This is a genomic window from Tateyamaria sp. LSS28, assembly GCF_059611725.1.
This window is the reverse complement of sequence record NZ_JCAPFI010000007.1, coordinates 211656-227616: the sequence shown is the minus strand read 5'-3', so window position 1 is coordinate 227616 and position 15961 is coordinate 211656. Positions and strand designations below refer to the sequence as shown.

Annotated in this window: 8 protein-coding genes; 2 read left to right on the top strand and 6 right to left on the bottom strand. The window is 57.7% G+C overall.

What is annotated here, in order from left to right:
• Window positions 1–3 precede the first annotated feature (3 nt).
• Window positions 4–1407, top strand: coding sequence for an acylating sulfoacetaldehyde dehydrogenase (gene sauS / locus AC53L6_RS20815; RefSeq protein ID WP_496909227.1), 1404 nt, complete (start codon window positions 4–6; stop codon window positions 1405–1407).
• A complete protein-coding gene (locus tag AC53L6_RS20810; protein ID WP_496909226.1) occupies window positions 1404–2891 on the top strand; it encodes an AMP-binding protein in 1488 nt (495 codons plus the stop codon). The genes sauS and AC53L6_RS20810 overlap by 4 nt, the downstream gene beginning before the upstream one ends.
• 171 nt (window positions 2892–3062) lie before the next feature.
• On the opposite strand, the gene rpoC is transcribed toward AC53L6_RS20810, so the two are convergent.
• The 6 genes from rpoC to AC53L6_RS20780 form a co-directional block, all read right to left on the bottom strand.
• Complete coding sequence (gene rpoC / locus AC53L6_RS20805; RefSeq protein WP_299211423.1) at window positions 3063–7307, bottom strand: DNA-directed RNA polymerase subunit beta'; 4245 nt, start codon at window positions 7305–7307, stop codon at window positions 3063–3065.
• Window positions 7308–7384: 77 nt separating this feature from the next.
• Entirely contained in the window at window positions 7385–11521 is a 4137-nt protein-coding gene (gene rpoB, locus AC53L6_RS20800) for a DNA-directed RNA polymerase subunit beta (RefSeq protein ID WP_496909225.1), read from the bottom strand.
• A gap of 293 nt (window positions 11522–11814) precedes the next feature.
• Window positions 11815–12192, bottom strand: coding sequence for a 50S ribosomal protein L7/L12 (gene rplL, locus AC53L6_RS20795; RefSeq protein WP_299211414.1), 378 nt, complete (start codon window positions 12190–12192; stop codon window positions 11815–11817).
• Window positions 12193–12261: 69 nt separating this feature from the next.
• Window positions 12262–12774 carry a 50S ribosomal protein L10 gene (gene rplJ, locus AC53L6_RS20790; protein WP_299211411.1) on the bottom strand — a complete coding sequence of 171 codons (513 nt, stop codon included), beginning with the start codon at window positions 12772–12774 and terminating at the stop codon, window positions 12262–12264.
• A gap of 493 nt (window positions 12775–13267) precedes the next feature.
• Window positions 13268–14938 (bottom strand): P-loop ATPase, Sll1717 family, encoded by a 1671-nt coding sequence (locus AC53L6_RS20785; protein WP_496909224.1) that lies wholly within the window; start codon window positions 14936–14938, stop codon window positions 13268–13270.
• A 268-nt stretch (window positions 14939–15206) separates the two neighbouring features.
• A complete protein-coding gene (locus tag AC53L6_RS20780; protein WP_496909223.1) occupies window positions 15207–15788 on the bottom strand; it encodes a hypothetical protein in 582 nt (193 codons plus the stop codon).
• Between the last annotated feature and the right edge of the window lie 173 nt (window positions 15789–15961).

The following is a 15961-nucleotide window of genomic DNA, read 5'->3' as shown; positions in this document are numbered from 1 at the left end:
CCCATGAACACCATTGATCCCATTGCAGACGTGGAAGCCATCGTAGCCCGCGCGCGGGCGGCCCAAAGCGCCTTTGAACGCAATGGATCGCAACAAGCATACGACCGGGCCGCGCAGGCCGCCGCCTGGGCGATCATGGAGCCCGCCCGCAACCGCCATTTGGCTGAGCTCGCGGTTGAGACCACCGGCCTGGGAAACGTGCCCGACAAGATCACCAAGAACCATCGCAAGACCCTTGGCCTGATGCGTGACATCAAAGAAGTCCAAACATATGGCGTCATCGCCGACGACCCGGCCACTGGCATCACCGAGGTGGCCCGGCCCATTGGTGTCATCGGAGCGGTGGTGCCCTCGACCAATCCGGGCGCGACCCCTGCAAACAACATCATCAACGCGTTGAAATGCGGCAACGCCATCGTCGTTTCGCCTTCCCCCAAAGGCGTGCCGACCTGCGAAACACTATTGGGCTACATCCACGCCGAATTCGACAAGCTGGGCATCGACAAGGATCTTGTCCAGATGATCCCCGGACGCGGCTCCAAGGAAACGACGCAGCGCCTGCTTGAGATCACCGATCTGATCGTCGTCACCGGCAGCCAGAACAATGTCAAACGCGCCTACACGTCGGGCACACCCGCACTCGCCGTTGGGGCAGGCAACGTGGCGGTGATCGTTGACGAAACAGCAGATCTGGCAGCGACAGCCGAGAAAATTAAAGCGTCCAAGACGTTCGACAACGCCACCTCATGCTCATCCGAGAACGCTGTCGTTGTAGTGGGCGCGATCTATGACGACTTTGCCACCGAAATGGCCCGTACGGGCGGCGCACTGATCCGGGACGAAACCAAGGTCACGTCCAAGCTGTGGGTCAAAGGCCACTTGAACCCAAAGGCCATCGCGCAGGACGCAGACAAGATGATCGCCGCACTCGGGCTGACAGATGAGGTGCCGGCCGACACATCCTATCTGGCCGTCGAAACATCAGGCATCGGGCCCGATCATCCGCTGTCGGGCGAGAAACTCAGCCGGGTTCTGACAGTCTATCGTGCAAAGGATTTCGAGGATGCGGTGCGCATCACCCGCGAGATTGAGTTGCACCAGGGCGCGGGTCATTCCGTCGGGCTGCATACGCAAATGGAAGACCGGCCATTGATCCTCGCACAGGCAATCCCCACCAGCCGGGTGATCGTCAATCAGGCCCATACATTTGCCACGGGCGGATCGTTCACCAATGGCATGCCCTTTTCGCTGTCGATGGGGTGCGGGTCTTGGGGTGGCAATTCGATTGATACCAACCTGCACTGGCGCCACTTCATGCAAACCACCAAGATCGTGCGGGAAATCCCGGCCAATGAACCCGCACTCGATGAGATTTTTGGCGACTACTGGAACGAAGCCGGACAATGATCCTTGACCGGAACACGCCGCCCAAAGGCACCGTGAAGGACTGGCTTGATGCCAGGGCAGACACGGGTGGCGTCGCGATTGTGTTCCCCGAAACGGGGGATGCGCTTAATTGGCGAACCCTGCGCGATGAGGCCCGAGCAGCGGCCGAAGGACTGGCAGGGCAAGGTGTCGCCCCCGGCGAAAGCGTAGCCATCGTTCATCCCAACGGTCGTGCCGGTGTCGTGGGGCTCTATGCCGCTCTTTATGGTGGGTTTCGGGCAACCATGATCAATCTGGCGGCGGGCCCTGATGCAATCGCTTATGCCCTCGATCACAGCGGTGCGCGCTACGCCTTTGTCCACGACAGTCAGAGGGACGTGATTGCTCGGGTTGCACCAACCCGACTGACAATCCTTGAACCAGACATGCTGGCGCAGCGGGCGTCGTTGGCAACTTTCGATGCCGCGCAGCATGCATTGCTGATGTACACGTCCGGCACAACCGGTCAGCCAAAAGGTGTCGTGCATGCACACGCCAGCCTGCTCGCGGGCGGATGGACGACTGCCATCGCACATGACCTATCGGCAAAGGATCGCGGCTTTTGCGTTTTGCCAATCTACCACATCAACGGGCTTTGCGTCACCTTGATGGGGTCACTCGTCTCTGGCGGATCGCTGGCGATGACCGCCAAGTTTTCAGCCAGCCAGTTCTGGGAACAGGCCGACTGTGCCAAGGTAACCTGGTTCTCGGTCGTGCCGACAATCATCAGCCATCTTCTGCACAGCGAAACCAACCCGAACACAGATGTTTCCACCCGGCTGAGATTTGGGCGCTCTGCCTCCTCCGCCCTGGCGGTCGAGACTCAATCCGCCTTTGAGGAGCGCTTCAAGGTTCCGATCATCGAGACAATGGGACTGACCGAAACTGCAGCGCAAATTCTTTCAAACCCACTCCCCCCCGGCACACGGAAAATCGGATCCCCCGGCATCGCCTTTGGCAACAAGGTGCGCATCCTGACCGCCGATCTTGAGGATGCACCGCCCCTGCAAGAGGGTGAAATCGCCATTCGCGGCCCGAACGTGATGGCCGAATACCTGCACAACCCGGAGGCCACAGCCAAAACTTTTGCCGGAGAATGGCTCCGCACCGGGGATCTCGGGCACATAGACGAAGACGGCTATGTTTTTGTGACCGGTCGCTTGAAAGAGCTGATCATCAAGGGGGGTGAGAACATCGCCCCCCGCGAGATTGACGAGGTTCTCTATTCCGAGCCGGACATCATCGAAGCGGCTGCCTTCGCTCGCCCTTGCAAAAGCTATGGTGAACGGGTCGAAGCTGCCGTCAGCGTAAAACCCGGGTCACAGCTCTCAGAGGCTGCCTTGATCGCCCTGTGCCACCAACGGCTTGGCGCATTCAAATCCCCGGAAAGCATCCACTTTCTGAAGGAGCTGCCGAAAGGACCATCCGGGAAAATCCAAAGGCTCAAGCTGGCATCCTTGATCTGAACGCCCTTCAACGGGCCTCTTCTCACCATCGGCAACCAAAGAAACGTGCCTCGGGACCAGCGATGACCCAATTGCGGGCGAACGGGCGGCTCGCACTCTTCCACAGCGCGCAAAAACAAGAAAACCCCCGCCATCTCTGGCGGGGGTTTGATTTTCAAACTGCAAACCTGATCAGTCGCGGCTGTCTTCCGAATGGTCGATAACCGTGTCGAACACATCGCCACCCACCACATCTTCGGCAGCCGGTGCTGCCAGGGCAGCAGCTGCTTCGGCCTCTTCCCGACGGGCTTCGATGACGACGTTGTCGCGGTCCGATGCGATCTTGCGCACGGACTGTGTTGCACCACCGGTCCCGGCAGGGATCAGACGGCCCACGATCACGTTCTCTTTCAGACCAACCAGCTTGTCTTTCTTGCCCTGCACCGACGCTTCGGTCAGCACACGGGTTGTTTCCTGGAAGGACGCAGCCGAGATGAACGACCGGGTCTGCAGTGACGCCTTGGTGATACCCAACAGGATCGGACCACCCTGAGCTGGCCGTCCGCCTTTCGACAGCGCCTTCTCATTCGCAGCATCGAACTCCTGCTTGTCCACGTGCTCACCTTTCAGCAGCGTGGTGTCGCCCGAGTCCTCGATCTCCCATTTCTGGAGCATTTGCCGGACGATGACCTCGATGTGCTTGTCGTTGATCTTCACGCCCTGCAGACGATAGACCTCCTGCACCTCGTTGATCATGTAGTCGGCCAAGGCCTCGACACCCATGATGGCAAGGATGTCATGGGGGGCGGGATTGCCATCCATGATGTAGTCACCCTTCTGGATGAAGTCGCCCTCAGCTACCGGGATGTGCTTGCCCTTGGGCACCATGTACTCGACCTTGTCCATGGTCTCGTCGGCGGGCTCAATCGCAATGCGGCGCTTGTTCTTGTAGTCCTTGCCAAAGCGCACGTAACCATCGATTTCGGCGATGATCGCGTGATCCTTGGGACGACGGGCTTCGAACAGTTCAGCCACACGTGGCAGACCACCGGTGATGTCCTTGGTCTTGGCGCCTTCACGCGGAATACGTGCCACGACGTCACCAGCGGCGACCTCCTGACCGTCTTCCACCGACAGAACCGCGTCCACGGACATCGCGTAAGTGATCGGGTTGCCCGCATCGTTGCGCACGGGCTCACCGTCTTCACCCACAAGGATGATTTCCGGCTTCAGCTCGTTGCCTTTCGGTGCGGTCCGCCAGTCGATCACGATCTTCTGGGTCATGCCGGTTGCTTCGTCAGTCTCGTCGCGAACCGCAAGGCCCGAAACCAGGTCGACATATTTCGCAGTACCGGCTTTCTCCGCGATGATCGGCAGAGTGTATGGATCCCACTCAAACAGCTTTTCGCCACGCTTTACATCCTGACCATCGGTGACGAACAATGCCGTACCGTAGCCCAGTTTGTGATTGGCGCGCTCGTCGCCGTTCTCGTCCTGGATGATCAGTTTCATGTTCCGGCCCATGACCAGAACCTGACCTGCTGCGTTGGTCAGCGTCTGCGCGTTCTCAAAGACGATCTTGCCTTCCTGACTTGCTTCCAGGAACGACTGCTGGCCACCTTGCGCAACGCCGCCGATGTGGAAGGTCCGCATCGTCAGCTGCGTGCCCGGTTCACCGATGGACTGGGCGGCAATGATGCCGACCGCTTCACCGGTGTTGACCATGGTGCCGCGCGCCAGGTCACGACCATAGCACATCGTACACACGCCTTCTTCGGCCTCACAGGTCAGCGGTGACCGGATGCGCATCGACTGCACGCCCATCTCTTCGATGGCGTCCGACATACGCTCGTCGATCAACGTGCCGGCTGCCAGGATCACCTCGTCGGTGCCGGGCTTGAGCACGTCATCGGCGGCAACACGGCCCAGCACACGCTCGGCCAGCGATGCAACCACCTCACCGTCATTCACGGCCGCTTCGGCAGTGATGGCGTTTTCGGTGCCACAGTCCAGATCGCGCACGATGCAGTCCTGTGCGACGTCCACCAGACGGCGGGTCAAGTAACCCGAGTTCGCCGTCTTCAGAGCGGTGTCCGACAGACCTTTCCGCGCACCGTGGGTCGAGTTGAAGTATTCAAGAACGGTCAGACCTTCCTTGAAGTTCGAGATCACGGGCGTTTCGATGATGTCACCGTTCGGACGGGCCATCAGGCCGCGCATCCCGCCCAGCTGCTTCATCTGCGTGACCGAGCCACGGGCACCGGAGTGCGCCATCATGTAGACCGAGTTCGGCTCCATTTCAGCGCCACTCTCATCCCGACGATCCGCCGAGATCGAGCCCATCATCGCGTCGGTGACCTTATCGTTACACTTCGACCAGGCATCGACCACCTTGTTGTACTTTTCGCCCTGGGTGATCAGGCCGTCCATGTACTGCTGTTCAAAGTCCTTCACCTGATCGCGGGTTTCATCCACGATGGTCCACTTGGTGTCGGGGATCAGCATGTCGTCCTTGCCGAACGAAATGCCCGCCTTGAACGCGTGACGGAAGCCCATGGTCATGATCTGGTCACAGAAGATGACCGATTCTTTCTGACCACAATAGCGGTAGACGGTGTCGATCACCTGCTGCACTTCCTTCTTCCGCAGAAGACGGTTCACCAGTGCAAACGGTGCCTTGTTGTTGAGCGGCAGAAGAGCACCCAAAAGGACACGACCCGGGGTCGTTTCGAACCGTTCCATCACCTCAAGCCCTTCGGGGTTGATTTGCGGAACACGAGCGGTGATCTTTGAGTGCAGGTGCACAACACCAGCGTCGAGGGCGTGTTGCACTTCCTCGATCGAACCAAAGACCATGCCTTCGCCCTTCATGCCTTCGCGTTCCAGGGTCACATAGTAGAGACCCAGGATCATATCCTGCGAAGGAACGATGATCGGCGCGCCGTTTGCAGGCGACAGAACGTTGTTCGTCGACATCATCAGCACGCGTGCTTCAAGCTGCGCCTCAAGGCTCAGCGGGACGTGCACAGCCATCTGGTCACCGTCGAAGTCGGCGTTAAAGGCCGAACAAACGAGCGGGTGCAGTTGGATGGCTTTGCCTTCGATCAGCACGGGCTCGAACGCCTGAATGCCAAGACGGTGCAGCGTGGGCGCACGGTTCAGCATGACAGGGTGTTCGCGGATCACCTCGTCAAGGATATCCCAAACTTCGGGACGCTCTTTCTCGACCAGTTTCTTGGCTTGCTTAACGGTGGACGACAGCCCCTTCGCCTCAAGCCGCGAATAGATGAACGGCTTGAACAGCTCGAGCGCCATCTTCTTCGGAAGACCACATTGATGCAGCTTCAGTTCCGGCCCGGTCACGATGACCGAACGGCCCGAGAAGTCGACCCGCTTACCCAAAAGGTTCTGACGGAAACGACCCTGCTTGCCTTTCAGCATGTCCGACAGCGATTTCAGCGGGCGCTTGTTGGCACCCGTGATCACGCGGCCGCGACGGCCGTTGTCAAACAGCGCATCGACAGATTCCTGCAGCATCCGCTTTTCGTTGCGGACGATGATGTCAGGCGCGCGCAGTTCGATCAGACGCTTCAGACGATTGTTCCGGTTGATGACCCGGCGATACAGATCGTTCAGGTCGGACGTCGCAAAACGGCCCCCATCCAGCGGCACCAGAGGGCGCAGTTCCGGCGGGATCACGGGGATCACGGTCAGAACCATCCACTCCGGGCGGTTGCCGGACTCCAGGAAGCTCTCGACCACTTTCAGACGCTTGATGATCTTCTTGGGCTTCAGCTCACCTGTCGCCTCTTTCAGATCGGCGCGCAGGGTCTCTGCCTCTTGCTCAAGGTCGATCTGGGACAGCATCTCGCGGATCGCTTCGGCACCGATATTGGCGGTGAAGGCGTCCATGCCGAACGCGTCCTGCGCGTCCATGAACTCTTCTTCCGACAACATCTGGCCGTAGGACAGATCGGTCAGACCCGGCTCGGTCACCACGTAGTTTTCAAAGTACAGCACACGCTCCAGATCGCGCAGCGTCATGTCCAGCATCAGACCGATGCGGGAGGGCAGCGATTTCAAAAACCAGATGTGCGCGACGGGAGCCGCCAGTTCGATGTGGCCCATCCGCTCGCGGCGGACCTTTTGCAGCGTGACTTCCACGCCGCATTTCTCGCAGACAACGCCGCGGTACTTCATGCGCTTGTACTTGCCGCACAGGCATTCGTAATCCTTGATCGGGCCAAAGATACGCGCACAGAACAGGCCATCACGCTCGGGCTTGAACGTGCGGTAGTTGATGGTCTCGGGCTTTTTGATCTCGCCAAACGACCACGAGAGGATGCGTTCGGGCGACGCCAGGCTCACCTTGATCTCGTCAAAGACCTTGGGCGGCGTCAGCGGGTTGAACGGGTTGTTTGTCAGTTCCTGGTTCATTTTCAAATCCTTGAAAGGGGAGCGGAGGGAAGATTGGGGCTGTAGGGCGGGGTTAACCCCGCCTTACGATTGCGCCGCTATTCATCTTCCTCCGCATCCAGGAGTTCCATGTTGAGGCCCAGACCGCGGACCTCTTTGACCAGAACGTTGAACGATTCCGGCACGCCGGCTTCGAAGTTGTCCTCGCCCTTGACGATGCTCTCATAGACCTTGGTCCGGCCTGCCACGTCATCCGATTTCACCGTCAGCATCTCTTGCAGGGTGTAGGCGGCACCATAAGCTTCCAGAGCCCAGACCTCCATCTCACCAAAGCGCTGACCACCGAACTGCGCCTTACCACCCAGCGGCTGCTGCGTGACGAGGGAGTACGGACCGGTCGAACGGGCGTGGATCTTGTCGTCCACAAGGTGGTGCAGCTTCAGCAGGTACTTGATGCCGACGGTCACAGGGCGGGCAAACTGCTCACCTGTACGACCATCAAACAGCACCGACTGACCGGAGGTCGAGAAGCCGGCACGCTCCAGCGCGTCGTTCACGTCCGCCTCTTTCGCACCGTCAAAGACGGGCGTGGCGATCGGAACACCGCGTGTGACATTACCAGCCGCTTCGACCATCCGCTCTTCGTCCATGCCCGAGATGCCCTCTTCGTAAACATCACCACCATAGGCGAGTTGCATCGCTTCACGCACCGGCGTCAGATCACCCGAACGACGGTACTCTTGCAGCGCCTCGTCCACGTTCACACCCAGACCGCGTGCGGCCCAGCCCATGTGTGTCTCAAGGATCTGACCGACGTTCATACGCGACGGCACACCCAGCGGGTTCAGACAGAAATCAACCGGCGTACCATCCGCGAGGAACGGCATGTCCTCCATCGGCACCACTTTCGAAATCACACCCTTGTTGCCGTGACGACCAGCCATCTTGTCGCCCGGTTGCAGCTTGCGCTTCACCGCCACGAACACTTTGACCATCTTCATCACGCCCGGGGGCAGATCGTCACCACGGCGCACCTTCTCGACCTTGTCTTCAAAACGGGCATCCAGGGCACGCTTCTGCGCCTCGTATTGCTCGTTCAGGGCCTCGACCACTTGCGCCGATTGCTCGTCCTTCAGGGCAATCTGCCACCATACAGACCGCGGGAAGGCTTCCAGCAGGTCCGCATCGACGTTCGAGCCTGCCTTGACGCCTTTCGGCCCCTTGGCGATCTCTTTGCCCAACAGCATATCGCCCAGACGGGCATAGATGTTGCGGTCCAGAATGGTCAGCTCGTCGTCGCGGTCACGGGCAAGGCGTTCAACTTCCTCACGCTCGATCTGCAAGGCACGTTCGTCTTTCTCCACACCGTGGCGGTTAAAGACGCGCACCTCAACGACCGTGCCGAAATCACCCGGCTTCACACGCAGCGACGTGTCGCGCACGTCCGAGGCTTTCTCACCAAAGATGGCGCGCAGAAGCTTCTCTTCCGGCGTCATCGGGCTTTCGCCCTTCGGTGTGATCTTGCCCACCAGGATATCGCCCGGCTCAACGTCCGCACCGATATACACGATGCCCGCTTCGTCGAGGTTGCGCAGGGCTTCCTCACCGACATTCGGGATATCGCGGGTGATCTCTTCCGGCCCCAGCTTCGTGTCACGGGCGGCGACTTCGAATTCCTCGATGTGGATCGAGGTAAAGACGTCATCGCGCGACACACGTTCCGAGATCAGGATCGAGTCTTCGTAGTTATAGCCGTTCCAAGGCATGAATGCGACAACCACGTTCTTGCCCAGCGCCAGTTCACCCATATCGGTGGACGGACCATCGGCAATCACTTCGCCCTTCTGAACCGTATCACCCACCTTCACCAGCGGGCGCTGGTTGATGCAGGTGTTCTGGTTCGAGCGCTGGAACTTGCGCATGCGGTAGATGTCCACGCCCGCGTCGCCCAGCTCAAGGTCGTGCGTGGCACGGATCACGATCCGGGTGGCATCCACTTGGTCGATGATACCAGCACGTTTCGCCATGATGGCTGCACCAGAATCGCGCGCCACAACTTCTTCGATACCGGTGCCGACCAGCGGCGCCTCGGCTTGCAGAAGCGGAACCGCCTGACGTTGCATGTTCGACCCCATCAGGGCGCGGTTGGCGTCGTCGTTCTCAAGGAACGGGATCAGCGAGGCCGCGACCGAGACCAACTGCTTTGGCGACACGTCGATCAGGTCCACCTGATCCACGGGCGCCAGCGTGTAGTCCCCGGATTGACGGGTGTTCACCATCTCGTTGTTGAATCGACCTTCGGCATCCAGTGAAGCGTTGGCCTGTGCAACGGTGTGCCGCATCTCTTCGGTGGCGGACATGTAGTGCACTTCGTCCGTCACCTGACCGTCGCTCACCACGCGGTAAGGCGTTTCGATGAAGCCATACTTGTTCACGCGGGCAAAGGTGGCGAGGCTGTTGATCAGACCAATGTTCGGCCCTTCCGGCGTTTCAATCGGGCACATCCGACCATAGTGGGTCGGGTGCACGTCGCGCACCTCAAAGCCCGCACGCTCACGGGTCAAACCACCTGGCCCAAGCGCCGACAGGCGACGTTTGTGCGTCACTTCGGACAGCGGGTTGGTTTGGTCCATGAACTGCGACAGCTGAGACGAACCAAAGAACTCGCGCACAGCGGCAGCAGCCGGTTTCGCGTTGATCAGGTCTTGCGGCATGACGGTATCGATCTCGACGGAAGACATCCGTTCCTTGATCGCACGCTCCATACGCAGCAGACCCACGCGGTACTGGTTCTCCATCAGCTCACCAACAGAACGCACACGACGGTTGCCGAGGTGGTCGATATCGTCGATATCGCCCTTGCCATCGCGCAGTTCCACAAGTGCCTTGATGCAGGCCACGATGTCTTCGCGGCGCAACGTGCGCTGCGTGTCTTCGGCATCCAAGGCCAGACGCATGTTCATCTTAACCCGGCCAACAGCGGACAGGTCATAGCGTTCGCTATCGAAGAACAGCGTGTCGAACAGGGCGCTTGCCGCATCAACGGTGGGCGGCTCGCCCGGGCGCATGACGCGGTAAATGTCCATGAGCGCGGTTTCGCGGTTCATGTTCTTGTCCTGCGCCATGGTGTTGCGCATGTACGGACCGACATTGACGTTATCGATGTCCAGAACCGGAATGTCGGTGATGCCCGCATCCACCAGTTCCTTGACCGTACCGCCGATCAGATCGCCATCCTTGTCATATTCAAGGGTCAGCTCATCACCGGCTTCGACATAGATCGCGCCGTTTTCTTCGTTGATGATGTCCTTGGCGACGAATTTGCCGACGATGTGCTCGTAAGGCACCAGCAACTCGGTGACATTGCCCTCGTCGATCAGCTTCTTGACGGCGCGTGGCGTGATTTTCTTGCCCGATTCGGCAATCACTTCACCGGTTTTCGCATCAACCAGATCGTATGTCGGACGGGTGCCGCGCACACGCTCGGGGAAGAACGGCGTGACCCAGCCTTTGTTCTTCTTAAGCTTGTAGCTGACGGTGTTGTAGTAGGCGTCCATGATCGCTTCTTGGTCGAGACCAAGAGCGTACAGGAGCGTGGTCACCGGCAGTTTGCGGCGACGGTCGATCCGGGCAAACACGATGTCCTTGGCGTCGAACTCGAAGTCCAGCCAGCTGCCGCGATAGGGAATGATGCGGCAGGCGAACAGCAGTTTACCAGACGAGTGTGTCTTGCCCTTGTCATGGTCAAAGAACACACCGGGCGACCGGTGCATCTGGGACACGATCACACGCTCGGTGCCGTTCACGATGAACGTCCCGTTCGGTGTCATCAAAGGCATATCGCCCATGAACACGTCCTGTTCCTTGATGTCCTTGACGGACTTCGCGCCGGTGTCTTCATCGATATCAAACACGATCAGACGCAGGGTGACCTTCAGCGGGGCCGAGTAGGTCATGTCGCGCTGCTGACATTCTTCAACGTCATATTTGGGCTTTTCCAGCTCGTACTTGACGTATTCCAGGACGGAGGTTTCGTTAAAGTCCTTGATGGGGAAGACCGACTGGAACACACCCATGATGCCTTCGCCGTCCATGGGCGTGGGCTCATCACCGGAGTTCAGGAACAGGTCGTAGGAGGACTTTTGAACCTCGATGAGGTTGGGCATATCCAAAACTTCACGGATTTTGCCATAATATTTACGAAGACGTTTCTGGCCAAGGAACGTTTGCGCCATACTGGTGTCACCTTTCAGCGTTTCTCTGGACACTGCAATGCCGTCGGGCCCCGGCACGCTGCACCCGTGAGACGATGGGTTTCAGGTCAATTCATGGCCACCGTCCCACCGGCGGCCTCCCGACCTTTCAAACCGCATCTTGGAAAAGACTTTTCAGGAAAGCCCTTACCAAGACGGGTCGGGCCGGACGCGCGATATGCGCATCCAGCCCATCGTTTTCAAGTGGGGGCGTGGAATTCGGCAAGAACCCCTGTCGCCCTTGATGCACAAAGGCGCCCCCGTCCCAGCGGGACTTAGGCCAGTTCGACCTCGGCGCCAGCTGCTTCCAGCTTGCCTTTGATCTCTTCGGCTTCGTCTTTGCCGCAGCCTTCTTTGATCTTGCCACCGGCTTCGACCAGGTCCTTGGCTTCTTTCAGGCCCAGGCCTGTGATGCCGCGGACTTCCTTGATCACGTTGATCTTGGAGGCGCCAGCGTTTTTCAGGACGACGTCGAATTCCGACTTTTCTTCCTCAGCTGCAGCGCCAGCGCCGTCAGCAGGACCAGCCATCATCACAGCGCCGCCAGCGGCGGGCTCGATGCCGTACTCGTCCTTGAGGATGGTTTTCAGTTCTTGTGCTTCCAGCAGGGTCAGACCAACGATCTCTTCTGCCAGTTTCTTCAGATCAGCCATTTTATCAGCTCTTTCCGTTTACAGTGTGTTCCAACGTGCGCGATGTCCGCACGCCAATCAGACAATGCCTTAGGCCGCCTTTTCCTCGATGGTCGAGAGAACGGAGGCGATGTTGCTTGCAGGTGCGCCAATAGCCCCGGCGATGTTCGATGCAGGTGCGCCAAGCATGCCCGCGATGGTGCTGATAAGCTCCTCGCGCGAAGGCATCTTCGACACAGCCGTCACACCGGCCCGGTCCAACGCGTTCTCACCCATGGCCCCGCCCAGGATCACGAACTTGTCGTTTTCCTTGGCAAAGTCCTCGGACACCTTGGCTGCGGCCACGGGGTCTTCGGAAAAGGTCAGAACGGTCATGCCCGTCAGGTAATCACCGATGCTTTCGCATGGCTTCCCATCCAGGGCGATCTTGGCGAGCCTGTTTTTTGCAACCCGAACAGAAGCCTCCGCGTCACGGGCACGTGCGCGCAGGTCCTGCATTTCGGCAACTGTCAGACCGGCGTAGTGGGCAACCACGACGACGCCAGAGCTTTCAAAGATCTGGCCGAGTTCCTCGACCACTTTCTCTTTCTGGGCTCTATCCACAGCTTTCTCCAAATTTGGGGGCCTTGATGGTCCCCGGCTCAGTTTGCACCGGATCACTCCGGCGGTTTGGTCCTCGAAATACACGGGTCCAAAGCCGCCCGAGGCTCGACAGAGCATCTGAGCTTAACGTGGCCTGTTCCCGCCTCGGGCAGGAATTATGACTGGCAAATCCCAGTCACCCACCGTCTCGGACGAAATGAGGGCTTGCCGAATCACACGGAAGCCCTCGCAGGTTGGTTAGTCGGTTTGGGCCGGAATGCCAAGGGGGTAAGGGTGTTTGGGGCGGTTTGGGCAGGGTGTGGCTGGGTGGAAGCAGGCTCAGCGCAAAGGAAGCAAGCTTTGCAATGTCTCGACTGATGACGGCTCCAAACCCGGCATTGAGGAATGCAGCAACATGCTTGGACGGTTACTGTATGAGACAGCAAAATAATTGTAGAATAAAGAGTAGTAGTATTCGCAATAGTTCAAACAACAAACGCTTTTTGTGCACTATTCAAATACGCAGGCGCCTCATCTCGTCGCCGTCATAGAGAGACATGTGCGGATACACAAAAAGATTTGAGGTACGGTTGGCATCAGTTTCGTACGTACCTGAGAACGCGGGGTGGAGGCAGAGTTCATCTAGCGTTGAAGCGTACAGCCGACCGTTCAGTGCATACTCGAATTCTGCATCTGCATACACAGCGGTACGATCGCGGACACGTCCGACAGCACCAATCTCGAATAGTGCCTGACGGAAGTCTCGAAAGCTTACATCGCCGACATGCGAGTGTTCCTGAATCACACGCTTGCCTCGCTCCCTATAAACTTTTTCGAACTGCTTTTCGTCGAAGAAACGAGGTAGCGTAGGCAGGCAGACGGCACAAAGGTCACTGACGTATGGATATTTAGAACGAAACGCGCCGTAGATCTCTTTGCAAAACTTTGGCTCCCAAATCTGCACCGAATTGGCAACTGCGCTTACGATGGTGTCATATGCACGAGGCATATTGGGGCGCTGAGTTGAAAACGCCTCGTTGAATATCTTGATGATTTGCCTCGGAAGCAACTGTGTATGACGCAATATGTATGCACTGCTGGACTCGATGTCTCCTCGCCTGTTGTGGATTTCACGCGGTAAAAAGTCATCTAGGACACGGTGGACGTCCGCACGATCAGATAGATCTAAACTGCAGAACTGTTCTAGTCGGTTTGGATCATATGCAGTCAAGCTCACAAGGTATCGCCACGCAATTAGACGCAGCAGTTCCATCGGCAGCCAGTGCAGGACGATAGCGTTTTCGAAGTCCTTCATTATGTTTGAAGATTCGTCCTCCAGGTCATGGTACAATTCAGCAGGAATACCAATTCTGAGGTCACGGAATTGGCCCCCATAAGCCCCGGCGCACCGAAGCAAGCCCGTAAGTGCTGTTGAAAACTGATGATCTTGAAGCGGATACTGTTCAACTGAATCGAGAATTATCACAGTTTTCAAGTTTCGCTCGGAAAGGTACTCATCCAACTCCGACAAGGCTGACTGGTATTCGAGTCCGCTTTCCCCTCGAAAGTGTAGGATACCGGTGATTACCGTGTTAAGTAAAGTTGCAAAGATGTCGCCATTTCCTGCGGAAACATTGCGCAACATACCATAGATGTTTCGACCTTTCGCATCATTGGTGAGTCCACTTACCTCGAAGTAACGCTCAATCCGGGTGAAACGGTAAACCGTGTCTTCCTTAAGGACTTGGGCCATTAGCGCTGTATTTAACATCTGACCCCAAACTTTCCCAGACTGTTCTGCTGGGACCAAGTGATAGTCGGACGGGCCATCAAAAAGCGTGTCAATGCATTGCAGCAGAAGATCTGATGTAGAGACACGATGGACTATTCCATAGGCGTCAGATTGTTCTGTCTGACGCAAAATCGAGCTCTTACCTGACCCCTTACGCCCGACGATGATGCGGGGGTGATTCAAGTATTCCTTCCAAACCTGATTTTCGGTTGTAAAAACCAGTTCGCTGACTTTTGGATGTTCCCTAAAACCATGGGCACTAGAAGGGCCGAATGGGCGCCTAGGGCCAAAAACATGCTTGATACCGTTGACGAGATGCGGCGGCAGAGACAGTAAATCTTCGATTCTTTTCATTTGGGATTCTTTACTATTTTTACGTTCAAGAAAATACATTCATTTTATGCCAGAAATAGAGCGGCTCATCGATTGTTTGTCGAGCGAAAATAACCAAACACACACACTTTCTATAACTCTAAACGTACCTCGGCAAAGTCTGCGCCGCTGAGCACAGAGGGTTGTGATCGAAGTTCGCTTCGGACTGCCAACACCACCACTTCACTTTGAAGAAAGCGAATAGCGCTGCAATGACACGCACCCCGAGACCAGTCCCACCGGGCAACAATCTCTGTCTCACCATCCACCGGCTGGCACACTGCCAGTGCTAGGTACACGGCTCCATCACTGCCAACATGATCGCTTCATAGTCTCCAGCAAATGACGCGCTCATCGGATCAAGTGTGAAAACCTGCATGCTCGCCTCCGGCACGCGCATACACTTGTACAAATCAAAACCCTCGAACAACGCCTTCTCTAACACATCATCCGGCATTCCAGGTTCCTTGAGCCGCGAAAACGCCATGACCACCCCACGGTCGTACACCGTTGGCATCAGGCACTGCGTCAAAGCAAATCTTGCGCGTGTCACGTCAAAAGAAGCCGGGTCTTGCGCAACGGCATTCGGCAGCCCGATGAAGGACCCAAAGTAGTCGGCAAGCGCTATAGCCGCCGCCGTGTACTTGTTGAACGCTGCAATGTGGGCAGAATCGACATCGGGGTCATCTTCAACCGTTCCGAACGCCGCCCACGCGTCTGGCTGCAATGTTGCAAGCGCCGACCATTCTGCCGGACAATGCTGCGCTGCGATCTCGGCATGGCTGAACGTCTCTTCGGCCCACGTCTGGGACGGCCCGCCGGTTGCCAAGACCGCGATCAACGGTCCCAAGATGTGCCGTGCTTTTCTCATGTGCCCCCGCTGGTTTCGCGGATGTATAAAGGTCCAGCATGGCAAGAGTTTGACGTCCCAGGGGTGGGCCCTTTTGTTGATCCAGAAAACCGCCCCCTTTCGAGGGGCAGGCTACGTTCCAACTCGTTAAAATCCCCAAAACGCACCGGGCGCAGGCCTAACCCTCTGACCTC

What these genes read in the sequence shown, in the direction of transcription:
- rpoC (WP_299211423.1), bottom strand. Translation starts at nt 7,307, where the DNA reads ATGAACCAGGAACTGACAAACAACCCGTTCAACCCGCTGACGCCGCCC.
- rpoB (WP_496909225.1), bottom strand. Translation starts at nt 11,521, where the DNA reads ATGGCGCAAACGTTCCTTGGCCAGAAACGTCTTCGTAAATATTATGGC.
- rplL (WP_299211414.1), bottom strand. Translation starts at nt 12,192, where the DNA reads ATGGCTGATCTGAAGAAACTGGCAGAAGAGATCGTTGGTCTGACCCTG.
- AC53L6_RS20810 (WP_496909226.1), top strand. Translation starts at nt 1,404, where the DNA reads ATGATCCTTGACCGGAACACGCCGCCCAAAGGCACCGTGAAGGACTGG.
- sauS (WP_496909227.1), top strand. Translation starts at nt 4, where the DNA reads ATGAACACCATTGATCCCATTGCAGACGTGGAAGCCATCGTAGCCCGC.
- AC53L6_RS20785 (WP_496909224.1), bottom strand. Translation starts at nt 14,938, where the DNA reads ATGTATTTTCTTGAACGTAAAAATAGTAAAGAATCCCAAATGAAAAGA.
- AC53L6_RS20780 (WP_496909223.1), bottom strand. Translation starts at nt 15,788, where the DNA reads ATGAGAAAAGCACGGCACATCTTGGGACCGTTGATCGCGGTCTTGGCA.